The sequence below is a fragment of the Comamonas odontotermitis genome, assembly GCF_014207855.1.
GTDB classification, from domain to species: domain Bacteria; phylum Pseudomonadota; class Gammaproteobacteria; order Burkholderiales; family Burkholderiaceae_C; genus Comamonas; species Comamonas odontotermitis_A.
Genome location: NZ_JACHKZ010000007.1, coordinates 145,059 through 163,938, shown reverse-complemented (window position 1 = coordinate 163,938; position 18,880 = coordinate 145,059). Strand labels below are relative to the sequence as shown.

21 protein-coding genes and 1 tRNA gene are annotated in these 18,880 nt (G+C 59.7%); 4 read left to right on the top strand and 18 right to left on the bottom strand.

What is annotated here, in order from left to right:
• Positions 1-83: 83 nt before the first annotated feature.
• Complete coding sequence (secA, locus tag HNP33_RS07995) at positions 84-2,825, bottom strand: preprotein translocase subunit SecA (protein WP_184707107.1); 2,742 nt, start codon at positions 2,823-2,825, stop codon at positions 84-86.
• 214 nt (positions 2,826-3,039) lie between these two features.
• On the opposite strand from secA, the gene HNP33_RS07990 reads away from it, so the two are divergent.
• Positions 3,040-3,378 (top strand): hypothetical protein, encoded by a 339-nt coding sequence (locus HNP33_RS07990; protein WP_184707105.1) that lies wholly within the window; start codon positions 3,040-3,042, stop codon positions 3,376-3,378.
• A 92-nt stretch (positions 3,379-3,470) separates the two neighbouring features.
• Here HNP33_RS07990 and HNP33_RS07985 read toward each other — a convergent pair.
• The 6 genes from HNP33_RS07985 to petA form a co-directional block, all read right to left on the bottom strand.
• Positions 3,471-3,546 (bottom strand) — tRNA-Thr (locus tag HNP33_RS07985).
• A 49-nt stretch (positions 3,547-3,595) separates the two neighbouring features.
• Positions 3,596-4,120, bottom strand: a complete 525-nt coding sequence (locus HNP33_RS07980) for a ClpXP protease specificity-enhancing factor (RefSeq protein WP_184707102.1) — start codon at positions 4,118-4,120, stop codon at positions 3,596-3,598.
• An 80-nt stretch (positions 4,121-4,200) separates the two neighbouring features.
• Positions 4,201-4,812 (bottom strand): glutathione S-transferase N-terminal domain-containing protein, encoded by a 612-nt coding sequence (locus tag HNP33_RS07975; protein ID WP_184707100.1) that lies wholly within the window; start codon positions 4,810-4,812, stop codon positions 4,201-4,203.
• Between the two features lie 125 nt (positions 4,813-4,937).
• Positions 4,938-5,702, bottom strand: coding sequence for a cytochrome c1 (locus HNP33_RS07970; RefSeq protein ID WP_184707098.1), 765 nt, complete (start codon positions 5,700-5,702; stop codon positions 4,938-4,940).
• A gap of 18 nt (positions 5,703-5,720) precedes the next feature.
• The gene (locus HNP33_RS07965; protein WP_184707096.1) at positions 5,721-7,199 is read right to left on the bottom strand and encodes a cytochrome b; all 1,479 of its coding nucleotides are present in this window, start codon (positions 7,197-7,199) and stop codon (positions 5,721-5,723) included.
• Positions 7,200-7,208: 9 nt separating this feature from the next.
• The gene (gene petA, locus HNP33_RS07960; RefSeq protein ID WP_184707095.1) at positions 7,209-7,805 is read right to left on the bottom strand and encodes a ubiquinol-cytochrome c reductase iron-sulfur subunit; all 597 of its coding nucleotides are present in this window, start codon (positions 7,803-7,805) and stop codon (positions 7,209-7,211) included.
• Positions 7,806-7,933: 128 nt separating this feature from the next.
• Here petA and mscL point away from each other — a divergent pair, with 128 nt between their 5' ends.
• On the top strand, positions 7,934-8,362 hold the full coding sequence (gene mscL / locus HNP33_RS07955; RefSeq protein ID WP_184707093.1) for a large conductance mechanosensitive channel protein MscL: 429 nt from the start codon (positions 7,934-7,936) through the stop codon (positions 8,360-8,362).
• A gap of 163 nt (positions 8,363-8,525) precedes the next feature.
• On the opposite strand, the gene pdxA is transcribed toward mscL, so the two are convergent.
• Both pdxA and HNP33_RS07945 read right to left on the bottom strand, forming a co-directional pair.
• Positions 8,526-9,566, bottom strand: a complete 1,041-nt coding sequence (gene pdxA, locus HNP33_RS07950) for a 4-hydroxythreonine-4-phosphate dehydrogenase PdxA (RefSeq protein WP_184707091.1) — start codon at positions 9,564-9,566, stop codon at positions 8,526-8,528.
• 74 nt (positions 9,567-9,640) lie between these two features.
• A complete protein-coding gene (locus HNP33_RS07945; RefSeq protein WP_184707089.1) occupies positions 9,641-10,393 on the bottom strand; it encodes a Nif3-like dinuclear metal center hexameric protein in 753 nt (250 codons plus the stop codon).
• 113 nt (positions 10,394-10,506) lie between these two features.
• On the opposite strand from HNP33_RS07945, the gene HNP33_RS07940 reads away from it, so the two are divergent.
• Positions 10,507-10,989 carry an AmiS/UreI family transporter gene (locus HNP33_RS07940; protein ID WP_184707087.1) on the top strand — a complete coding sequence of 161 codons (483 nt, stop codon included), beginning with the start codon at positions 10,507-10,509 and terminating at the stop codon, positions 10,987-10,989.
• On the opposite strand, the gene HNP33_RS07935 is transcribed toward HNP33_RS07940, so the two are convergent.
• Positions 10,973-12,301: an MFS transporter gene (locus HNP33_RS07935; RefSeq protein ID WP_184707085.1), complete on the bottom strand. Its 1,329-nt coding sequence runs from the start codon at positions 12,299-12,301 to the stop codon at positions 10,973-10,975. The genes HNP33_RS07940 and HNP33_RS07935 overlap by 17 nt on opposite strands.
• Positions 12,302-12,673: 372 nt before the next feature.
• Here HNP33_RS07935 and HNP33_RS07930 point away from each other — a divergent pair, with 372 nt between their 5' ends.
• Positions 12,674-13,837, top strand: a complete 1,164-nt coding sequence (locus HNP33_RS07930; RefSeq protein WP_184707083.1) for a S1C family serine protease — start codon at positions 12,674-12,676, stop codon at positions 13,835-13,837.
• 232 nt (positions 13,838-14,069) lie between these two features.
• Here HNP33_RS07930 and tatC read toward each other — a convergent pair whose 3' ends face one another.
• The 8 genes from tatC to hisI form a co-directional block, all read right to left on the bottom strand.
• Positions 14,070-14,864 carry a twin-arginine translocase subunit TatC gene (tatC, locus tag HNP33_RS07925; protein WP_184707081.1) on the bottom strand — a complete coding sequence of 265 codons (795 nt, stop codon included), beginning with the start codon at positions 14,862-14,864 and terminating at the stop codon, positions 14,070-14,072.
• A 74-nt stretch (positions 14,865-14,938) separates the two neighbouring features.
• Positions 14,939-15,475, bottom strand: a complete 537-nt coding sequence (gene tatB / locus HNP33_RS07920) for a Sec-independent protein translocase protein TatB (RefSeq protein WP_184707079.1) — start codon at positions 15,473-15,475, stop codon at positions 14,939-14,941.
• A 78-nt stretch (positions 15,476-15,553) separates the two neighbouring features.
• Entirely contained in the window at positions 15,554-15,802 is a 249-nt protein-coding gene (gene tatA / locus HNP33_RS07915; protein WP_184707077.1) for a Sec-independent protein translocase subunit TatA, read from the bottom strand.
• A gap of 100 nt (positions 15,803-15,902) precedes the next feature.
• Positions 15,903-16,259 carry a histidine triad nucleotide-binding protein gene (locus HNP33_RS07910; RefSeq protein WP_184707075.1) on the bottom strand — a complete coding sequence of 119 codons (357 nt, stop codon included), beginning with the start codon at positions 16,257-16,259 and terminating at the stop codon, positions 15,903-15,905.
• Positions 16,260-16,368: 109 nt separating this feature from the next.
• Entirely contained in the window at positions 16,369-17,481 is a 1,113-nt protein-coding gene (locus HNP33_RS07905) for a patatin-like phospholipase family protein (protein WP_184707073.1), read from the bottom strand.
• Positions 17,474-17,863, bottom strand: coding sequence for a DUF4870 family protein (locus HNP33_RS07900; RefSeq protein ID WP_184707071.1), 390 nt, complete (start codon positions 17,861-17,863; stop codon positions 17,474-17,476). Before HNP33_RS07900 ends, HNP33_RS07905 begins: the two co-directional genes overlap by 8 nt.
• Positions 17,860-18,264: a phosphoribosyl-ATP diphosphatase gene (locus HNP33_RS07895; protein WP_184707069.1), complete on the bottom strand. Its 405-nt coding sequence runs from the start codon at positions 18,262-18,264 to the stop codon at positions 17,860-17,862. The genes HNP33_RS07900 and HNP33_RS07895 overlap by 4 nt, the downstream gene beginning before the upstream one ends.
• Positions 18,265-18,330: 66 nt before the next feature.
• Positions 18,331-18,720 carry a phosphoribosyl-AMP cyclohydrolase gene (gene hisI, locus HNP33_RS07890; protein ID WP_184707067.1) on the bottom strand — a complete coding sequence of 130 codons (390 nt, stop codon included), beginning with the start codon at positions 18,718-18,720 and terminating at the stop codon, positions 18,331-18,333.
• Positions 18,721-18,880: the final 160 nt, after the last annotated feature.

Below are 18,880 nucleotides of genomic sequence, written 5' to 3'. Positions count from 1 at the left end.
AAAAATGAATGCGAAAGAAGGGAAGAACCAAGAAAAAACGGGCTCTGCACCTGTCAAAGCCCGTCTTCTGCAGCATTACGGTATCAAGAAAGTTTACCGTGGCAGAGCTTGAAGCGTTTGCCGCTGCCGCATGGGCAGGGATCGTTGCGGCCCACACGCATGCCGTCGGGCAGCGCCAGCGGCTCCATGGCTTCAGCCTCTTCCGCCGAAGGCTCCTCTGCGCCACTGTAGTGGACGCTGGTGCGGGCATTGCTTTGCTCCAGCTGCTCGGTGGCCTCGTCAAGCTGCTCGGGCGAGCGGATCTGTACCTGCATCATCACCCGCGTGACCTGGTTCTTGACGTGGTCGATCAACTGGCGGAACAGCTCGAACGCTTCGCGCTTGTATTCCTGCTTGGGCTGCTTTTGCGCATAGCCACGCAGGTGGATGCCCTGGCGCAGATAATCCAATGCAGCCAGGTGATCGCGCCACGAGGAATCCAGCGTCTGCAGCAGCACGGCGCGCATGAACTGCATGAAGTTTTCCTTGCCGGCCTGCTCCAGCTTGCTGTTGAAGATGCGAGCGCCTTCGGCCACAACCTTTTCTTCAATCTCTTCATCGGTCAGCGACTCGGAGCTATCCAGCAGTTGCGCGAGCGGCAGATCGATCTGCATCTCTTCGCGCAACGCCTTCTCCAGGCCCGCCAGATCCCACTGCTCTTCCATCGATTGCTCGGGCACATACTGGCGCACGATATCGGCCAGGGTGCTGTCACGCATGCCATCAATCATGGGCGACAGGTCAGCAGAGTCCAGAATTTCGTTGCGCTGCTGGTAGATGACCTTGCGCTGGTCATTGGCAACGTCATCGTATTCCAGCAATTGCTTGCGCATGTCGAAGTTGCGCGCCTCCACCTTGCGCTGCGCGCTTTCGATGGAGCGGGTCACGATACCGGCTTCAATGGCTTCGCCATCGGGCATCTTCAGACGCTCCATGATGGCCTTGACACGATCACCCGCAAAGATGCGCATCAGCTGGTCATCCAGCGACAGATAGAAGCGCGAGGAACCCTTGTCGCCCTGGCGGCCTGCACGGCCGCGCAGCTGGTTGTCGATACGGCGCGATTCGTGGCGCTCGGTCGCAATGATGCGCAGGCCGCCCAGCTCCGTCACCTTGTCGTGTTCGACCTGCCACTCGGCACGCAGGGCTTCGATCTTGCTCTTGCGCTCCGACTCGGGCAGCGCTTCGTCCGATTCGATGGCCGCAATCTGCTTTTCGATATTGCCACCCAGCACGATGTCGGTACCCCGGCCAGCCATGTTGGTGGCGATGGTGATCATGCCGGGGCGACCCGCCTGGGCAATGATGTCGGCCTCGCGCTCGTGCTGCTTGGCGTTGAGCACCTGGTGCGGCAGGTTTTCCTTCTTCAAAAGCTCATCGATGATTTCCGAGTTTTCGATCGAGGTAGTACCCACCAGCACTGGCTGGCCGCGCTCGTAGCATTCGCGGATGTCTGCAATCGCGGCCATGTATTTCTCGGGCGTGGTCTTGTAGACCCGGTCGAGCTGGTCATCGCGCTTGCTGGGGCGGTTCGGCGGAATCACCACAGTCTCAAGGCCGTAGATTTCCTGGAACTCGTAGGCCTCGGTGTCGGCCGTACCCGTCATGCCCCCCAGTTTGGTGTACAGGCGGAAGTAGTTCTGGAAGGTGATCGAAGCCAGCGTCTGGTTCTCGGCCTGGATTTCCACGCCTTCCTTGGCTTCCACGGCCTGGTGCAGGCCTTCGCTCCAGCGGCGGCCCGACATCAGACGGCCGGTGAACTCATCCACGATCACCACTTCGCCGTTTTGCACCACATAGTGCTGGTCGCGATGGTAGAGGTGCTCGGCGCGCAGCGCCGCAAAGAGCTGGTGCACCAGGGTGATGTTGGTGGGATCGTACAGCGAGGCGCCTTCTGGAATCAGGCCCTTCTCGGCCAGAATGCGCTCGGCAGCTTCGTAGCCTGCTTCCGTCAGATTGATCTGGTGGCCCTTTTCATCGACCGTAAAGTCGCCCGGTTTGGTAACGCCTTCGCCCGTGCGCGGGTCAGCCTCGCCTTCCTGGCGGGTGAGCAACGGCACCACGCTGCGCATGGCCAGATAGGCTGCGGTGTGGTCTTCTGCCTGGCCGGAGATGATCAGCGGAGTACGCGCCTCGTCGATCAGGATCGAATCCACTTCGTCAACGATTGCAAAGTTCAGTTGGCGCTGCACACGTTCCGTCTTGTCCTGCACCATGTTGTCGCGCAGGTAGTCGAAGCCGTATTCGTTATTGGTACCGTAGGTAATGTCAGAGTTGTAGGCAGCCTGCTTTTCATGCTTGGGCAGTTGCGACAGGTTGATGCCCACCGACAGGCCCAGGAAATTGTAGAGGCGGCCCATCCAGGTCGCATCACGCGTGGCCAGGTAATCATTCACCGTCACCACATGCACACCCTTGCCCGCGAGCGCGTTCAGGTACACCGGCAAGGTACCGGTCAGCGTCTTGCCCTCACCTGTGCGCATTTCAGCAATCTTGCCGTAGTGCAGCGCCATGCCGCCCAGCATCTGCACATCAAAGTGACGCATCTTCATCACGCGCTTGGAGCCCTCGCGCACCACCGCAAACGCTTCCGGCAGGATGTTGTCCAGCGATTCACCCCCAGCAATGCGGTCCTTGAATTCCTGGGTTTTCTGGCGCAATTGCTCGTCGTTCAGCTTTTCGTACTCTGGCTCCATCGCATTGATGCGCGCCACGACCTTGCGGTATTGCTTGAGCAGGCGATCATTGCGACTGCCAAAAATTTTGGTGAAGAAATTGGTTGCCATGCGAACAAAACCACGCGGCGCAAATCAGCACTGGTGCCAATCCCGCCGCGCGACCGGAATTCCTAGTGATTAGTGTTGTGTCAGATGGAGACTATGCACCCGGATTCAATACCGGCTGCACCACCTGCCAAATAAAACATTCTACAACCCTGACTAGAATACGTCGTGGCAGGTGCACTGTAATCTATGGCTATCTGCCCGCCACCGCTCTCTCATGACCCAGTCCAACCGCAGGCATTACGCCATCACCGTCGAACAAGCCGCCAGCGAAGCACCCACTCTCGCCAGCTTGGCTGCATTGACGCGCGAATCCACGACCCGTTACAAGCTGGTGGAGTTCTTGGTGCCGCCCATGCTGCGCGCAGCCATCAAGCCCGGCCCCATCGACGGCGATCAATGGTGCCTGCTGGTCGCCAACAACGCCTGTGCCGCCAAGCTCAAACAACTGGTACCCGCCATGGCGGCACACCTGCGCGTCAAAGGCTATCCAACTGCCGATATCCGGCTGAAAGTACTTGGCCAGGGAACGAATCGCTCCTCGATTTACTATTAAATCAGTAGCGCCATACGTATGCTGATAAAGTACCAAACGCCAATTTGGCAATAAGAAAGGCCCGCATTGCAATGCGGGCCTTGGGTATGAGATGGTGCCGATTATCGGAATCGAACTGATGACCTACCGCTTACAAGGCGGTTGCTCTACCAACTGAGCTAAATCGGCAACATTCGGCATTCTATACGCGAAAGCGCACAAAAAAGCCGAGGTTCGCTTATTTCACCAGCTTGAGCGAAGGTTTGCCAGCCTTGGGGGGCTTGCCCGGCCCGTCGCCGTCTGACGGCCCCGTGTCGTCACTGGACGACACCACCTGCATCACTGGTGGCGAGGATGCGGAGGTTTCGGCACTCGCTTCACCCTCATCGCCTGCGTCCTGCAATGCGCGCATCGCAATATCTGCATCGTCATCCAACAGATCTTCAGGGGGCGGAAAGCCCATGCCCTGGCCGGTCTCACGCGCAAAAATGGCAATGACGCGGCTGACAGGCACCATGATTTCACGCGGCACGCCGCCAAAGCGGGCGGTGAATTCGATGTAATCATTACCCAGCTTGAGCGCATTGGTAGCGTCGTAGCTGATGTTGAGCACGATTTCACCATCTTTGACAAACTCGCGCGGCACCTGCACGGTCTTGTCCACCCGTACGCTCAGATAAGGCGTGAGCCCATTGTCATTGCACCATTCCACCCAGGCACGGATCAGGTAAGGCTGGGTGGAGGTTGTCTGGATTTCACTCATTCGGCACTTTCTGCTTGTCGCCCAGGCCAGCCTACAGCACAGCCCAGGGCGCCCGGCTACCAAGCCAGGCCAGGCGAACCTTACTTGCGCATCACCTTTTCCGAAGGCGTCAGCGCTTCAATGTACGCTGGGCGCGAGAAGATGCGCTCGGCGTACTTGAGCAGCGGCGCTGCGTTCTTCGACAGTTCGATGCCGTAGTAATCCAGGCGCCACAGCAGCGGCGCAATCGCTACGTCCAGCATGGAGAAGTTCTCGCCCAGAATGAATTTGTTCTTCAGGAACACTGGTGCCATCTGCGTCAGGCGATCACGAATTTGCGAACGCGCCTTTTCCAGTGCCTTTTCATTGCCCTTGGCCGCACGCTCTTCCAGCGTGTGCACGTGGGTGAACAGCTCTTTCTCGAAGTTCAGCAGGAACAGACGCACGCGGGCACGCTCCACAGGGTCGCCGGGCATCAGCTGGGGATGGGGGAAGCGCTCATCAATGTACTCATTGATGATGTTCGATTCGTACAGAATCAGATCGCGTTCCACCAGGATAGGCACTTGCCCATAGGGATTCATCACGCTGATGTCTTCGGGCTTGTTGAACAGGTCCACATCACGGATTTCAAAGTCCATTCCCTTTTCAAACAACACAAAGCGGCAGCGGTGGGAGAAAGGGCAGGTCGTTCCCGAATAAAGCACCATCATGGTGGAAGGCTCCTAAAATCAAAAAGAGTGGGTAGCAGTCAATGCCGCCCACTCTACACAAATCGGCAACCAGAATTCAAGCCCTGGAAACAGGGCTGGGCCTGGGCTGCTCGCAAAAACAGTGATTACTTCACATCTTTCCAGAATGCTGCATTCAGGCGCCAGGTAATGAGAATCAGACCCAGCAAGAAGATCAGCACCCAAACACCCACACGGATACGGGTGTTCTGGCTGGGGTCACCCATCCATTGTAGATAGTTCACCAAATCACCCACATTCTTATCGAATTCGGCCGAACTCATCTTGCCGGGGGTCACTTGGTTCCAGCCCTTGAACAGCTGCACCTTGTGGCCATGCTCCTCGACTTCTTCGTACACAGGCGTGCGCACGCCCTGCAGCTCCCACAATACGTGCGGCATGCCCACGGATGGGAAAGCCATGTTGTTCCAGCCTGTGGCCTTGGTGTCGTCCTTGTAGAAAGTGCGCAGGAAGGTATAGAGGTAATCCGCACCCGTTCCCTGGCCGCTGGCGCGCGAGCGTGCTACCAAGGTCAGATCAGGGGGATTGGCCCCGAACCACTCCTTGGCTTGCTTGGGGTCAATGGCGGCCTTCATGGTTTCGCCGACCTTGTCGGTGGTCAGGAGCAGATTGTCCTTGATCTGCTGCTCGGTCAGGCCTATGTCCTTGAGGCGGTTGTAGCGCATGAACGAGGCGGAGTGGCAGCTCAGGCAGTAATTGACAAACAGCTTGGCACCATTTTGCAAGGACGCGGTATCGGTGGTACTGGTCTTGAACTTGTCCCAGGCGACACCGCCTTCGGAGGCGTGCACCGGGGCAGCCCCCATCCAGACACCAACGGCCAGCAAGGTAGAAAGGATTATTTTTTTCATCGTGATGCTCTCCCTGGCTCAGTGCGCATGAAAGGTAACCCGGTCAGGCACCGGTTTGGGCGTTCCCTTGCGACTCCACCAAGGCATCAGCAGGAAGAAACCAAAATAGAACAAGGTACCCACCTGCGAAACTTTTTCGCCAATGGGCGATGGCGGCTGCACCCCGAGGTACGCCAGCACAATGAAATTGACCACAAATACCGCGTACACATATTTGTGCCAGTGCGGACGGTAGCGGATCGACTTGACAGGGCTGTGATCGAGCCAGGGCAGGAAGAACAGGATGATGACCGCCAGACCCATCACCACAACGCCCCAGAACTTGGCATCAATCCCCGACAGCTCTTTGATGCCGGTGAAGGCAAAGGCACCAAACAGGGCCAGAACCACCACACCCACCGCAACCAGCAGGCCCTTGAGCGCACCGGCCATGCGCGTCTTGATGCAGACAAAGGCAACGGCAATGACGAGGATGGCCGAGAGCGCAATCATCATTTCGCTGGTAATGGCACGCAGCATCGAATAGAACGGTGTGAAGTACCACACCGGTGCAATGTGGTTCGGCGTCTTCAATGGATCAGCCGGAATGAAATTGTTGTATTCGAGGAAATAACCGCCCATCTCTGGCGCAAAAAACACGATGGCCGAAAAGATGAACAGGAAGACCGCCACACCGAAGATGTCGTGCACGGTGTAGTAAGGGTGGAAAGGAATGCCGTCGAGCGGATGGCCCTTGGCATCCTTGGCCGCCTTGGGGCCCTTGATTTCGATGCCATCCGGGTTGTTCGACCCCACATCATGCAGAGCAAGCAAGTGGGCAACCACCAGACCCAGCAATACCAGAGGCACAGCGATCACGTGGAAACTGAAGAAGCGGTTGAGGGTAGCATCGCCAACCACATAGTCACCACGGATCAGCAGCGCCAGATCAGGGCCGATGAAGGGAATGGCCGAGAACAGGTTCACGATCACCTGCGCGCCCCAGTACGACATCTGGCCCCAGGGCAGCAGGTAGCCCATGAAAGCTTCCGCCATCAGGCACAGGAAGATGGCGCAGCCAAAAATCCAGACCAGCTCGCGCGGCTTGCGGTAGCTGCCGTACAGGAGGCCGCGGAACATGTGCAGATACACCACGATAAAGAAGGCCGAGGCGCCCGTGGAGTGCATGGTTCGGATCAACCAGCCCCAGGGAACGTCTCGCATGATGTACTCAACCGAGGCAAAAGCCACGGCTGGCGCACCAATCACGCCACCCACCGGATTGGCGTCTGGCTTGTAGTGCATCACCAGGAAGATACCGGTGACGATCTGGAGCACCAGTACCAGAAGCGCCAATGAGCCGAAGATGTACCAGAAGTTGAAGTTCTTCGGAGCGTAGTACTCCGACATATGTACGCGATAGGCCTCAAACGCCGTGGGGAAGCGGTTTTCCAGCCAGTTGCTCGCCTTGGCGCCAATGGAGGCATTGGGCGATATGTCCTTGAATTCGTGTGCCATGCCGCCTCCTTATGCCTTTTTGTCTTCGCCGATCAGCAGCTTGGTATCCGAGAGATACATGTGTGCTGGCACTTCGAGGTTGTCGGGAGCAGGCTTGTTCTTGAAGACGCGCCCGGCCAAGTCAAATGTGGAGCCATGGCAGGGGCACAGGAAGCCGCCCTTCCAGTCGTCCGGCAGCGAAGGCTGGGGGCCGGAAGAGAGCTTGTCGATGGGAGAGCAGCCCAGATGGGTGCAGATACCGATCACAACCAGCACTTCGGGCTTGATGGAGCGGGTTTCATTCTTGGCATATTCCGGTGTGGGGTATGCCGTGCGCTCCGACTTGGGATCTGCCAGCTGGCCGTCGAGCTTGGGCAGATCGGCCAATTGCTCCGGGGTACGGCGCATGATCCAGATAGGCTTGCCGCGCCACTCGGTGGTGATTTTTTCACCAGGCTTGAGGGACGAAATATCCACTTCGACCGCAGCACCAGCGGCCTTGGCCTTTTCCGAAGGCTGGAAAGAACTGACAAAGGGAACGGCAGTGGCGACTCCACCTACTGCACCTGCACATCCTGACGCTATCAGCCACGTCCGCTTACTGGAGTCGATGGAAGAATCACTCATGGGGCTCCTTGATCAACAATTGTGTCTCGGGTTTTCCGCGGATTGTACGGATGGAGCTGGCAGTCATGCAATGCGGCAAAACCTGAGCGATACTGTAGCCCATGTTTATTTTTTGACAGGAGCCAACAATGAGCTTCATGAAGGAATTCCGTGAGTTCGCGGTCAAGGGCAACGTAATGGATCTGGCCGTCGGCGTGATCATCGGCGGTGCATTCGGCAAGATCGTCGATTCGGTTGTGAACGATCTGATCATGCCGCTGGTGGGCATGATCTTTGGAAAGCTGGATTTTTCCAATCTTTTCGTAGTGCTGGGCACTATCCCAGACGGTGTGCCACGCACGCTCGACGCGCTGAAGAAGGCGGGCATTCCAGTGTTTGCTTACGGCAATTTCATCACCGTTGCGGTCAACTTCCTGATCCTGGCTTTCATCATTTTCATGATGGTCAAGCAGATCAATCGCCTCAAGCGCGAGGCACCTGCAGAAGCACCCGCAGCGCCAGCAGAAGACGTTGTACTGTTGCGTGAAATCCGCGACAGTCTGCAGCAGAAACGTTGATCTTTCGCAACGATGTGTGTTGCATAAAATCCTGAAGAAGAAGCAGCCGCGAGGCTGCTTTCTTTTTTTGGCTTGGCCCCGCCAAGCCTGCCCACAGCCAAGCGGCGCTTTCTCTGGCCGATCCCGCCTACCCCTGAGAAGGAACTTCGTGAACTGAGCCCGCTCAGGCCGTCACCAAGCGCTTGGCCACCTGCACCGCCTCTATCAAACTGGCCGCATCAGCCACGCCCTGCCCGGCAATGTTGAAGGCGGTGCCATGGTCCGGGCTGGTGCGTACCAGCGGCAAGCCCAGAGTCACGTTGACGCCCTGCTCCAGGCCCAGATACTTCACCGGAATCAGACCCTGGTCGTGGTACATCGCTACCACCACATCAAACTCACCCGCCTTGCCCGGCGCACTGCGGGCACGCATGAATACAGTATCCGGTGCTTCCGGGCCTGTCAGATCCATGCCCAGCGCCCGTGCCGCTGCAATGGCTGGAGCGATCTGCTCGATCTCTTCGCGCCCCATGTGGCCGGCCTCGCCTGCATGCGGGTTCAGCCCTGCGACCGCAATACGCGGCGCGCGGCCGAGCGATCGGAAAAGCGCTGCATGGGTGATGCGCAGCGTTTCCAGCACATTGGCGCTGGTCACTGCCTCAATCGCATCGCGCAGAGAGACATGGATGCTCACCAGCACGGTACGCAGCGATTCGTTGGCCAGCATCATGCGCACGGGCATCTGCGCAAGCGGCACACCGGCGTGCCCGGCGGCTTCGGCCTGCAAAAGCTCTGTATGGCCGGGGAAATCCACACCCGCCAGATGCAGTGCCTCCTTGTGCAGGGGGGCCGTCACCAGGCCATCAATCTGCCCGCGCAAGGCCGCGCGCGCAGCCCACTGCACGCAGGCAGCAGCAGCGCGCCCCGCCTCCGCCTGCACCTGCCCAAAGGGCAGCGGGCCGGGCAAACCAGGCAGTGGCAGTACCGGCACGCAACGCGGCGGTACCTGCAGCGCATCTTGCGCAGCCGCAATCACCGCTACAGGCAAGGCACACCGGCCCGGCCGTTGCAGCAACTGCGCGGCGCGGCGCAAGGTGGCCACGTCGCCCACGACGAAGCAGCCTTGCATGCGCTCAGGCGCATCACGAAAGGCCTTGGCAATGATCTCGGGGCCAATACCGGCGGGATCGCCCTGGGTGATGGCCAGAAGTGGAGTGCGGCTCACGGCAAAAACCTTTGATTAAAACAAGCTCCAGCGCATACTCATCAAGCGCAAAAGCTATCAAATAAATAGCAAAATCAGGCCGGATTATCGATGTCGATGAACTCGTGCACAACGCCCAGTTGCTGCGCCACCAACGCCGCCACAGCCGGGGCGCCGTAGCGTTCGGTGGCGTGGTGGCCACCGGCAAAAAAGCTCACCCCTGTCTCGCGTGCCAGATGGGCCTGCGGTTCGGAGATTTCGCCGGTCAAAAAGCCATCGGCACCAGCCGCGATGGCAGCTTCAAAAAAGCTTTGCGCCCCCCCGGTGCACCAGGCCATGCGGCGGATGGGGCGAGGGTTTTCGCTTGTCGCCAGCGTGACGGAGCGGCCCAAAGCCTGTTGTATCTGCGCCGCAGTCTGCTGTGCAGAAGCTTCCGCAATGGTTCCGATGAAGCCCAGTTCCTGCTCTCCAAAGCGACCATCCGCCTGCCAACCCAGACGTGCGCCCAGCTGCGCGTTGTTGCCCAATTCCGGGTGAGCGTCGAGCGGCAGGTGGTAGGCGAACAGGCTGATATCGTTCTTGATCAGGCGTTCGATGCGCTGCTTCATCCACCCCGTAATGCGTCCGTCATACCCACGCCAGAAGAGGCCGTGGTGCACAAAGATGGCGTCGGCCCCGACGGCAATGGCCGCATCGATCAGCGCACGCGAGGCGGTCACGCCGCTCACGAGCTTGCGGATTTCGGTCTTGCCCTCGACCTGCAGGCCATTGGGGCCGTAATCCTTGAATCGTTCGGGTTGCAGCAGGGTATTGAACGCCTGCAGCATGTCTTGGCGGGTGGTCGTCATGGCGCGATTGTCTCAGAAGGGAATTTCTCTTATGCCATGGGAGCGCGATAACCACGGTTGCAGCGCCATTACACTGGCGCGCCCTTCTCCTTGCCCCTTCACCTGATTTCCTCATGCTTGGCGTTGCACTTCTTTTCATCGGCGCGGTTCTGATCGTCAATGGCCTGTCGCTGGCAGGCCGCATCGAGCCTCGGGATACGGTGGCGCTCAATCTGCTGGTGGGATTGCTGGCACTGTTCACCAATCTGCTGGGCCTGGTGCGCGCAAGCGACACGCCGGATTATTTTGCAAGCGCGGGTGGCCTGCTGTTCGCCTTCACCTATCTGTATGTGGCCGCCACGCACTGCTTCGGCCTCAAGGGTGAAGGCCTGGGCTGGTACAGCGGCTTTGTGGCCATCAATGCCCTGGCCTGTGCTGCAGTACAGCAGGACTGGCGCATGGCAGCACTCTGGCTGCTGTGGGCCAGCCTGTGGCTGCTGTTCTTTGTATCCATGGGCCTGGGCCGCCGCTTGCGCCTGCTGCCGCACTACACCGTCGCCTGCGGCGTAGGCACTTGCTGGGCTCCAGGCCTGCTCATGCTTACCGGCCGTTGGTAGACCGAGGTTGCCAACCCTTGCTGGCCAGAGGCCAGAAGCCCAGCACCGCGCCCAGAATGCCCATGGCTGCCACGTAGTGGGCGGGCGCCATCACATCGTTCTGCTGCCAGACGGAGACCAGCATGGGCGTGAGCCCGCCAAACACCGCATAGGCCATGTTGTAGGCAAAGGACAAGCCGGTGAATCGCACCGGCGCCGGGAAGGCTCGAACGCCCACCACTGGCAGCAGCGAGATGCTGCCCACAAAAAAGCCCACCAGCGCATAGGACCACAGCAGAGATGCCTCGTTGCCCGGCAGACCCAAGTAGAAGATATAGGCGGTGGCGCTCATGCCCAGCCAGCCCAGCACCATCACGACGCGGGTGCCCAGGCGGTCGGACAGCCAGCCCCAAAACACGCAACCCAGCGTCAGCGTGACCGTGGCCAGCGCATTGGCTTTCATGGCCGATGCCGGGGCAATGTGGAAGACCTTCTGCAAGTAGGCGGGCGTGAACAGCACCACCACCACGATGGCAGTGGACAGCACCCAGGTCATCAGCGCCACCAGCACGCAGGCCGCGCGGTGCTCGCGCAGAATGGTCTTGATCGGCAGCTCGCGCCCGGCCTCCTTGCGTGCCTGCAGTTCCTGGAAGACCGGCGTCTCGTGCAGAAAGCGGCGCAGATACACCGACACCAGGCCAAAGGCACCACCCAGAATGAACGGAATGCGCCAAGCCCAGTCGTGAATCTCGGTGGCACTATAGCTGCTGTTGAGCCACACACCAATGATGGAGCCCAGGAAAATGCCACCGGTGATGCCCGAGGTGAGCGCGCCAATGGCAAAACCATAGTGCCGCGCTGGTGCGTGCTCGGCCACAAACACCCAGGCGCCGGGCATTTCACCGCCAATGGCTGCGCCCTGCAGCACGCGCATCAGCAAGAGCAGCAAGGGCGCGGCAATGCCGATGGAAGCATAGGTGGGCAGCAAGCCGATCACCAGCGTGGGCACCGCCATCAAAAAGATCGACAGCGTGAACATTTTTTTGCGACCCAGGATGTCACCGAAGTGCGCAATCAGGATGCCGCCCAATGGCCGCGCCAGATAGCCGGCGGCAAAGATGCCCAGGGTCTGCAGCTGGCGCAGCCAGTCAGGCATTTCGGCCGGGAAGAACAGCGTACCGATCACGTTGGCAAAAAAGACGAACACCACGAAGTCGTAGAACTCCAGGGTGCCGCCCAGGGCGGAGAGGCCCAGGGTCTTGTAGTCGCCGCGCGTCAACGCGCGGGCAGGCGCTGCAGCGGCAGCGCCTTGTGGGAAGGTTTGTGAAGTCATGTGTCCTCTAGCTTTCAGAAGACAGCGCAGTGCAACGCGGCGCAGTTTTGGGCGCAATCACTGGGTTCGGGATCGCCGGGATACGGAATCGTGGCAGGCAAGCCTGGAGGATGGCCAGTTCGCAAGGAACCGCAATGTGCAGGAAAGGCGCAGTCAAAACGACAATTTTAGGTACAAACCCTAGACTCCTTCACCAACGCGCCATTCATGACCATCGCCATCAGCGATGCCCGCGGCCACCATGCGCGATGCAATGCCACGGCGTCGCCGTAAAAACGGAAGCATCCGAGACACGAATGACATAATCACCCCCATGCGGGGCCACTGCCGGTGCGCTCCAGACCCTTGGCACCCTCTTCCCTCTTTGCCTCTATGAAACGCCTCTGGCTTCTGTTCACCCAGGTGGTCACCGTACTGCTTGCCATCTATTTCGTTGTGGCCACCCTGCAGCCCAGCTGGCTGCAGCGCAATAAAAATGTGCGCAGCAATGCAGGCATTGCGCTGATCGAGGCGCCCAAGGACGACAGCACCCATGCCGCAGTCGCCACCAGCAGTTTCAGCCCGGCGGCCAAGAAGGCCGCGCCCGCCGTGGTCAGCATCAACACCAGCACCGAGGTGCGCCACCCGCGCGCCAATGATCCGTGGTTCCAGTTCTTCTTTGGCGATCAGGGCGTGCAGAGCCAGGCGGGCCTGGGCAGCGGCGTCATCATCAGCCCCGATGGCTATGTGCTTACCAACAACCACGTGGTGGAGGCGGCCGACGATATCGAAGTGACTTTGACCGACGGCCGCAAATCCAAGGCCCAGGTGATTGGCACCGACCCGGAGACGGACCTGGCCATTCTCAAAATCACGCTGGACAAGCTGCCTGTGATCGTGCTGGGTAACTCGGAATCAGTCGAAGTTGGCGATCAGGTGCTCGCCATTGGCAACCCTTTTGGCGTGGGCCAGACGGTGACCAGCGGCATCATCAGCGCACTGGGCAGGAGCGAGCTGGGCATCAATACTTTCGAGAACTTCATCCAGACCGATGCCGCCATCAACCCCGGCAACTCGGGCGGCGCACTGGTCGATGTGAATGGCAACCTGCTGGGCATCAACACGGCCATCTATTCTCGCTCGGGCGGCAGCATGGGCATCGGCTTTGCGATCCCCGTGGCCATTGCCAAGAATGTGCTCGACAGCATCGTGCGCGATGGCAAGGTGACACGCGGCTGGATCGGCGTGGAGCCCAACGACCTGACGCCCGAGCTGGCCGAAACCTTTGGCGTCAAGGCTGACGAGGGCGTGATCATCACCGGCGTACTGCAAAACGGCCCGGCAGCCCTGGCCGGTATCCGGCCAGGAGACGTGATCACCCATGTCGGAGACAAGCCAGTGCGCCATGTGCAGGAGCTTTTGACGGCCGTTGCCGCCCTGATGCCTGGCACCGAAGCGCAGATGCAGATTCGCCGCAACGACAGCAGCCTGACGCTCCGCATCACCCCGGACACCCGCCCCGCCAGCAGCCGCGCCATGCCCCAGGGTCGCCGCTGAGAGGGGCCTTGGCCTTGGGGGATCACTTCAAAAATATAGCTTGATGCGAACTCCTGTACCGGGGTTCAAGGCCGCATCTTTTTAAATCCGAATATCAACAGGCGCCAGCAGCTCCATTTTTCATGGTACCCAGTTCATCACAATAAATGCAGCCAAAACAAAGCCCCGCGCTGATGCAGCCGGGGCTTTGTTTTTCGGGGCCCAGACGGGCCCATGGTTCTGCTGCAGCCGTTCAGGCAGCGCTGTTGGAATCCGCCTCTTCTTCTTTCTTGGGCGAGTTGCGCGAGAACCAGGTGGCGCCCCAAATGCCAATCTCATACAGAATACACATGGGCACGGCCAGCGAAATCTGCGACAGCACATCGGGTGGCGTCACCACTGCGGCAATGATGAAGGCCAACACAATGAAGTAGCCGCGAAAGGACTTGAGCTTGTCGATTTCCACAATGCCCAGCCGCACCAGCAGGATCACCACAATCGGCACTTGAAACGCCAGGCCGAAAGCCAGATACAGCGACAGAATCGCTTCGACGTACGAGGCAATATCGGGCGTTGCCGCCACACTCGACGGCGTGAAATGCTGGATGAAGCCGAACATGCGGTCCAGCACGAACAACTGAACGAAGGCGATGCCCGCGTAAGCCAGCAGGCTGCCAAAAAAGATCAGCGGCAGTGCAAAGCGCTTTTCATGGCTGTAGAGCCCTGGCGCCACAAATGCCCACAGCTGGTACATGATCCAGGGCAAGGCAAGCAGTACTGCCGCCATCCCCAATACCTTGAGCGGCACGATGAACGGAGAGAACACGCCGACGGCAATCAGCTTGGCGTCAGGCGGCATGTGCGCCTTGATGGGGTGGGCGATGAAGTTCATCAACCCGTCGGGGCCAGGCCAGATGGCCAGCAGGATCAAGGCCACGACAATGCCGCCAATGCTGTAGACCAGGCGATTGCGCAGCTCCATCAGGTGCTGCACAAAGGGCTGCTCAGTGCCGGCCAGCTCGTCTTCTTGGGAGGGGGTTTCAGACATGGAAAAATTCTTGTGAACAGGTGCCTGCCGTCAGTTGCGGGCGCACGCGAAGCCGTTGCCCTGCATTTTCCGCATCACGCCTTGGGACCGCGCGACTTGGGCCGGAAACGGGCGACCCGGGCTGCCCCCGATTGCACGTGGGTGCGCACGCCCGCGCGGTGCTTGTACCACTGGGGAGTTGCGCCACGCTTGACTCGCCAGTTCTTGCGCGGATGCTGGTACACCGGAGAGACGGACGAAGCCGTGCTTCCATAGCTCTCGGCATAGGGGTCTGCGGTGTAGAAGCTGTCTTCGCCAGCCGACGACTCGCCCGACAGTGCGCCCTTGACGCCATGCGCCTCGTCGTTCAGGTTTTTCTCGAAATCGGAGGCATTGGTGCGGATCGTGCTTTCCACATCGCGCGCTGCCGACTCGACGCTGTCCTTCATCTTGCGCAGCTCATCGAGCTCCATCGAGCGGTTGACCTCGGCCTTCACGTCATTGACATAGCGCTGCGCCTTGCCCAGCAAGGTGCCAACCGTGCGGGCCACGCGCGGCAGTTTTTCGGGGCCGATCACGATCAGTGCTACCGCACCGATCAAGGCCATTTTGGAGATACCGAGATCAAACATTCCAGTCCCAACGATGGCAGGCCAGCGACAGCGACCGCACGGGCATGGCCAGCACGGTCGTCACGGGCATGCAGCGCATCAGCCCTTGTTCTTGGCTTCGACGTCGATCGTGGTCTTGTCTGCCACGGGAGTCTGGCCCACTTGCTGCTGAGCCGTAGTGGTAGATGCTGGGGCTGCGGCACTTTCATTGCCGTCCTTGATGCCATCCTTGAAGCCTTTGACAGCGCCGCCCAGGTCCGAGCCGATGTTCTTGAGCTTTTTGGTGCCAAACACCAGCACCACGATGGCCAGAACGATCAGCCAATGCCAAATAGAAAAGGAACCCATGAATTTCTCCTTGCGAATGCAAACATTTTAGACGCCCCGGGCGCCTGCAAGTTTCGTAATACTGTCACGCAGCGCGGTCTTAACTCAATGACCGATGGAATCAACCTTTGCGCCAGGGACGGGCGCCGCCCAGGATGTGGATGTGCAGGTGGTGCACTTCCTGGCCACCCTCTTCGCCCGTATTCACCATGAGGCGAAAACCGCCTTCCGGGTATGGGTTGCAGCCATTGGCCTTGGCCAGCTCGGGAGCCTTGACCATCATGCGGCCCAGGAGGGGGGCATCGTCGACGCTCACCTGGGCCATCGACGGGATGTGGCGCTTGGGCACCATCAGCAGATGCACGGGTGCTGATGGGTGAATGTCCTTGAAGACCAGCATGTCCTCGTCTTCATACACTTTGCTGGACGGGATATCACCCGCAATGATTTTGCAGAAAATGCAGTTCGGATCGTGCATAAGATTTATCAATAAAAATAGGCTTCAGCGTATAGCCATCATAGGCGGGCAGCTATACCAAGCATAGCGCAATCCGCTTGCGTAGCTTGCAGCAGGGGCGACAGTGCCTTCATACCTTGAAGCCCGAGCGCACGCCGACATCGGCGCGATGGTGCTTGAGCCAGGCCTGGCCTGATGCGCGCCCTTTTTCCATCAACTCGCGCACAAAGGCCATGTCGGAGCGGTTTTTGCTCGACGCTCCATAGGCCTTGAGCACCTTGCCGCCATCCACATGGTGCATCAGCATGTATTTGTAGCGTTCGGCATCGAGCTTGCCCTCTTCCAGCAGTCGGCGCACAAAGCCCATGGCCCGCAACTCGGCCAGCAGGCTGGCGTTGAACGTGATCTCGTTGATGCGGTCCATGATTTCCTGCGCGTTGGAGGGCACCTCGTCATACTCGATCGGGTTGAGCTGCACCAGCAGCACGTCGCTGTTGCCCGTCTGGTAGATCAGCGGATAGAGCAGCGGGTTGCCGGAGTAGCCGCCATCCCAGTAGAACTGGTCGCCAATCTCGACCGCCTTGTACATCATGGGCAGGCAGGCCGAGGCCATCACCGCATCTGCCGAGAGCCGCTTGCCGCTGAAGACTTCGCCCTTGCCGGTGCGGACATTGGTAGCGCAGACAAAAACGCGCGGCGCATTCTTGCCCTGCTCCTGCTGCAGAAATTCAAAATCCACCACGCGCTCCAGCAGGCGGCGCAGCGGATTGATGTCGAGCGGGTTGGTCTGGTAGGGCGAGAACCACTGGCTCATCATGTCCATGATCGCCTTGCCCGCCGCAGGCACGCCGGCCATCAGGCTGCCCATGGTGCCCACACCTTCCCAGAACTGGCGCAGGCTGGCGCGTGCGGCCTCGCAGCCGGCCTCATGGGCTTCGCGCTTGTCCTTGATTTCAACAGCCGCGCGGCCATAGCCGTAGGCCATCACCACGGCATTCATGGCTCCGGCACTGGTGCCGCTGACACCTTCAAACCACAGGCTGCGCTCTTCCAGCAGGGCATCCAGCACCCCCCAGGTGAAAGCGCCGTGCGAGCCGCCGCCTTGCAGCGCCAGACTGATGGGCGGCGTATTCTCGTCAACACCCTTGGACCGGGCGGGCCGCGTACGCTGCGGTGCAGGTGCGTCCGCCTCAGCGCCACCAGCGGGCAGCGCGCCGTCTGCCGGCTCGATGTGGTTAGCCATGAATGGCCTGGTCCTTGTTCATGGCGACCATGCCGCGCACGATGCGGTAGAGGAACCAGATCGAGATGATGGTCCAGGCGATCCAGCCCGGCACCAGAAAGAATATCCACAGCGGTGCAGTCACCACATACAGGATGCCCGCCCAGATCACGCTGCGGATGCGCCAGGAAAAATGGCTCTCCTGCCAGGTGCCCTTGGCATCGCCACGCTTGACCAGGTCAATCACCAAGGCAACGACGAGCAGGAACACGCTGACCTGCGCGCTCGGCACCACCGCGGCCACCGCCACGATCAGGTGCAGAAAATAGCTCACCCAGCCCCAGGTTTTCAGGCTTTCCATTTCGGCCGCATCCACGGCTTTGACTTCGATCACATCGCTCATGGAACACTCCCTTCTTCGGCTTCACGACTCTTGACCTTGCGCATGGCCTTTTCTTCCAGACCGCTCAGGCCCTCCCGGCGCACCAGCTCGTTGACCACGTCCTGCGGGCTGAGGCCGTAATGGGCCAGCGCCACCATGGTATGAAACCACAGATCGGCCACTTCGTACACCAGCTTGGCAGCGGGCGCGCCGTGGTCGACATCCTTGGCCGCCATCACAACTTCGGTGGCCTCTTCGCCCACTTTCTTGAGGAACGCATCCGGTCCCTTGTGCAGCAGACGGGCGACGTAGCTGCACTCCGGATCGCCGCCATTGGCGGGCTTGCGCGATTCCAGCACCTCCGCCAGGCGCATCAGCGCATCGGTGGCGGGCAGTGCAGAGGAAGAATTCTTGTCGGTCATAACAGCAATGTATTTCGCCCTGCCCATATGGCCAAGGCTTCTGGCCAGGGCTTTGGGCCATGGCCCTTATTTATAGATGGATTCGGGATCTTTCAAGACCGGATCAACCGGCTGCCACTGGCCATCGCGCAGCACGCTGTAGAAGCAGCTGTGGCGGCCCGTATGGCAGGCGATGCCGGGCTCATGCCCGGTTTGCGTCACGGTCAGCAGGATCACATCGTTGTCGCAGTCGATGCGTATCTCGTGCACCTGCTGCACGTGGCCGGATTCCTCGCCCTTGAACCACAGCTTGCCGCGTGATCGGCTGAAGTACACCGCACGCTGCAGCTCTGCCGTCTTCTGCAGCGCCTCGCGGTTCATCCAGGCAAACATCAGGACATCGCCCGAGCCCTTTTCCTGCGCAATGACGGGCACCAGACCCTGCGCATCCCACTTTATGTCGTCTAGCCAAGTCATGCGGCCATTGTCTGCGATCTGGGATACCCCCGGAATCCGCCAAACGATGTCCCGGGTATTGATTTTTCTTTGCAAAAAAGTGAGCAGGCCGCGCTTACCCAGCAATAGATTGCACACTTCTAGCAGCTGCATCGTCTATCCACAAAGCGCAGACAGCCCA

What these genes read in the sequence shown, in the direction of transcription:
- HNP33_RS07970 (WP_184707098.1), bottom strand. Translation starts at nt 5,702, where the DNA reads ATGAAAAAAATAATCCTTTCTACCTTGCTGGCCGTTGGTGTCTGGATG.
- tatB (WP_184707079.1), bottom strand. Translation starts at nt 15,475, where the DNA reads ATGTTTGATCTCGGTATCTCCAAAATGGCCTTGATCGGTGCGGTAGCA.
- secA (WP_184707107.1), bottom strand. Translation starts at nt 2,825, where the DNA reads ATGGCAACCAATTTCTTCACCAAAATTTTTGGCAGTCGCAATGATCGC.
- HNP33_RS07945 (WP_184707089.1), bottom strand. Translation starts at nt 10,393, where the DNA reads ATGACGACCACCCGCCAAGACATGCTGCAGGCGTTCAATACCCTGCTG.
- hisI (WP_184707067.1), bottom strand. Translation starts at nt 18,720, where the DNA reads ATGACTTGGCTAGACGACATAAAGTGGGATGCGCAGGGTCTGGTGCCC.
- petA (WP_184707095.1), bottom strand. Translation starts at nt 7,805, where the DNA reads ATGAGTGATTCTTCCATCGACTCCAGTAAGCGGACGTGGCTGATAGCG.
- mscL (WP_184707093.1), top strand. Translation starts at nt 7,934, where the DNA reads ATGAGCTTCATGAAGGAATTCCGTGAGTTCGCGGTCAAGGGCAACGTA.
- HNP33_RS07975 (WP_184707100.1), bottom strand. Translation starts at nt 4,812, where the DNA reads ATGATGGTGCTTTATTCGGGAACGACCTGCCCTTTCTCCCACCGCTGC.
- HNP33_RS07965 (WP_184707096.1), bottom strand. Translation starts at nt 7,199, where the DNA reads ATGGCACACGAATTCAAGGACATATCGCCCAATGCCTCCATTGGCGCC.
- HNP33_RS07935 (WP_184707085.1), bottom strand. Translation starts at nt 12,301, where the DNA reads ATGACTTCACAAACCTTCCCACAAGGCGCTGCCGCTGCAGCGCCTGCC.
- HNP33_RS07990 (WP_184707105.1), top strand. Translation starts at nt 3,040, where the DNA reads ATGACCCAGTCCAACCGCAGGCATTACGCCATCACCGTCGAACAAGCC.
- HNP33_RS07930 (WP_184707083.1), top strand. Translation starts at nt 12,674, where the DNA reads ATGAAACGCCTCTGGCTTCTGTTCACCCAGGTGGTCACCGTACTGCTT.
- HNP33_RS07910 (WP_184707075.1), bottom strand. Translation starts at nt 16,259, where the DNA reads ATGCACGATCCGAACTGCATTTTCTGCAAAATCATTGCGGGTGATATC.
- HNP33_RS07895 (WP_184707069.1), bottom strand. Translation starts at nt 18,264, where the DNA reads ATGACCGACAAGAATTCTTCCTCTGCACTGCCCGCCACCGATGCGCTG.
- tatC (WP_184707081.1), bottom strand. Translation starts at nt 14,864, where the DNA reads ATGTCTGAAACCCCCTCCCAAGAAGACGAGCTGGCCGGCACTGAGCAG.
- tatA (WP_184707077.1), bottom strand. Translation starts at nt 15,802, where the DNA reads ATGGGTTCCTTTTCTATTTGGCATTGGCTGATCGTTCTGGCCATCGTG.
- HNP33_RS07900 (WP_184707071.1), bottom strand. Translation starts at nt 17,863, where the DNA reads ATGAGCGATGTGATCGAAGTCAAAGCCGTGGATGCGGCCGAAATGGAA.
- HNP33_RS07905 (WP_184707073.1), bottom strand. Translation starts at nt 17,481, where the DNA reads ATGGCTAACCACATCGAGCCGGCAGACGGCGCGCTGCCCGCTGGTGGC.
- HNP33_RS07980 (WP_184707102.1), bottom strand. Translation starts at nt 4,120, where the DNA reads ATGAGTGAAATCCAGACAACCTCCACCCAGCCTTACCTGATCCGTGCC.
- HNP33_RS07940 (WP_184707087.1), top strand. Translation starts at nt 10,507, where the DNA reads ATGCTTGGCGTTGCACTTCTTTTCATCGGCGCGGTTCTGATCGTCAAT.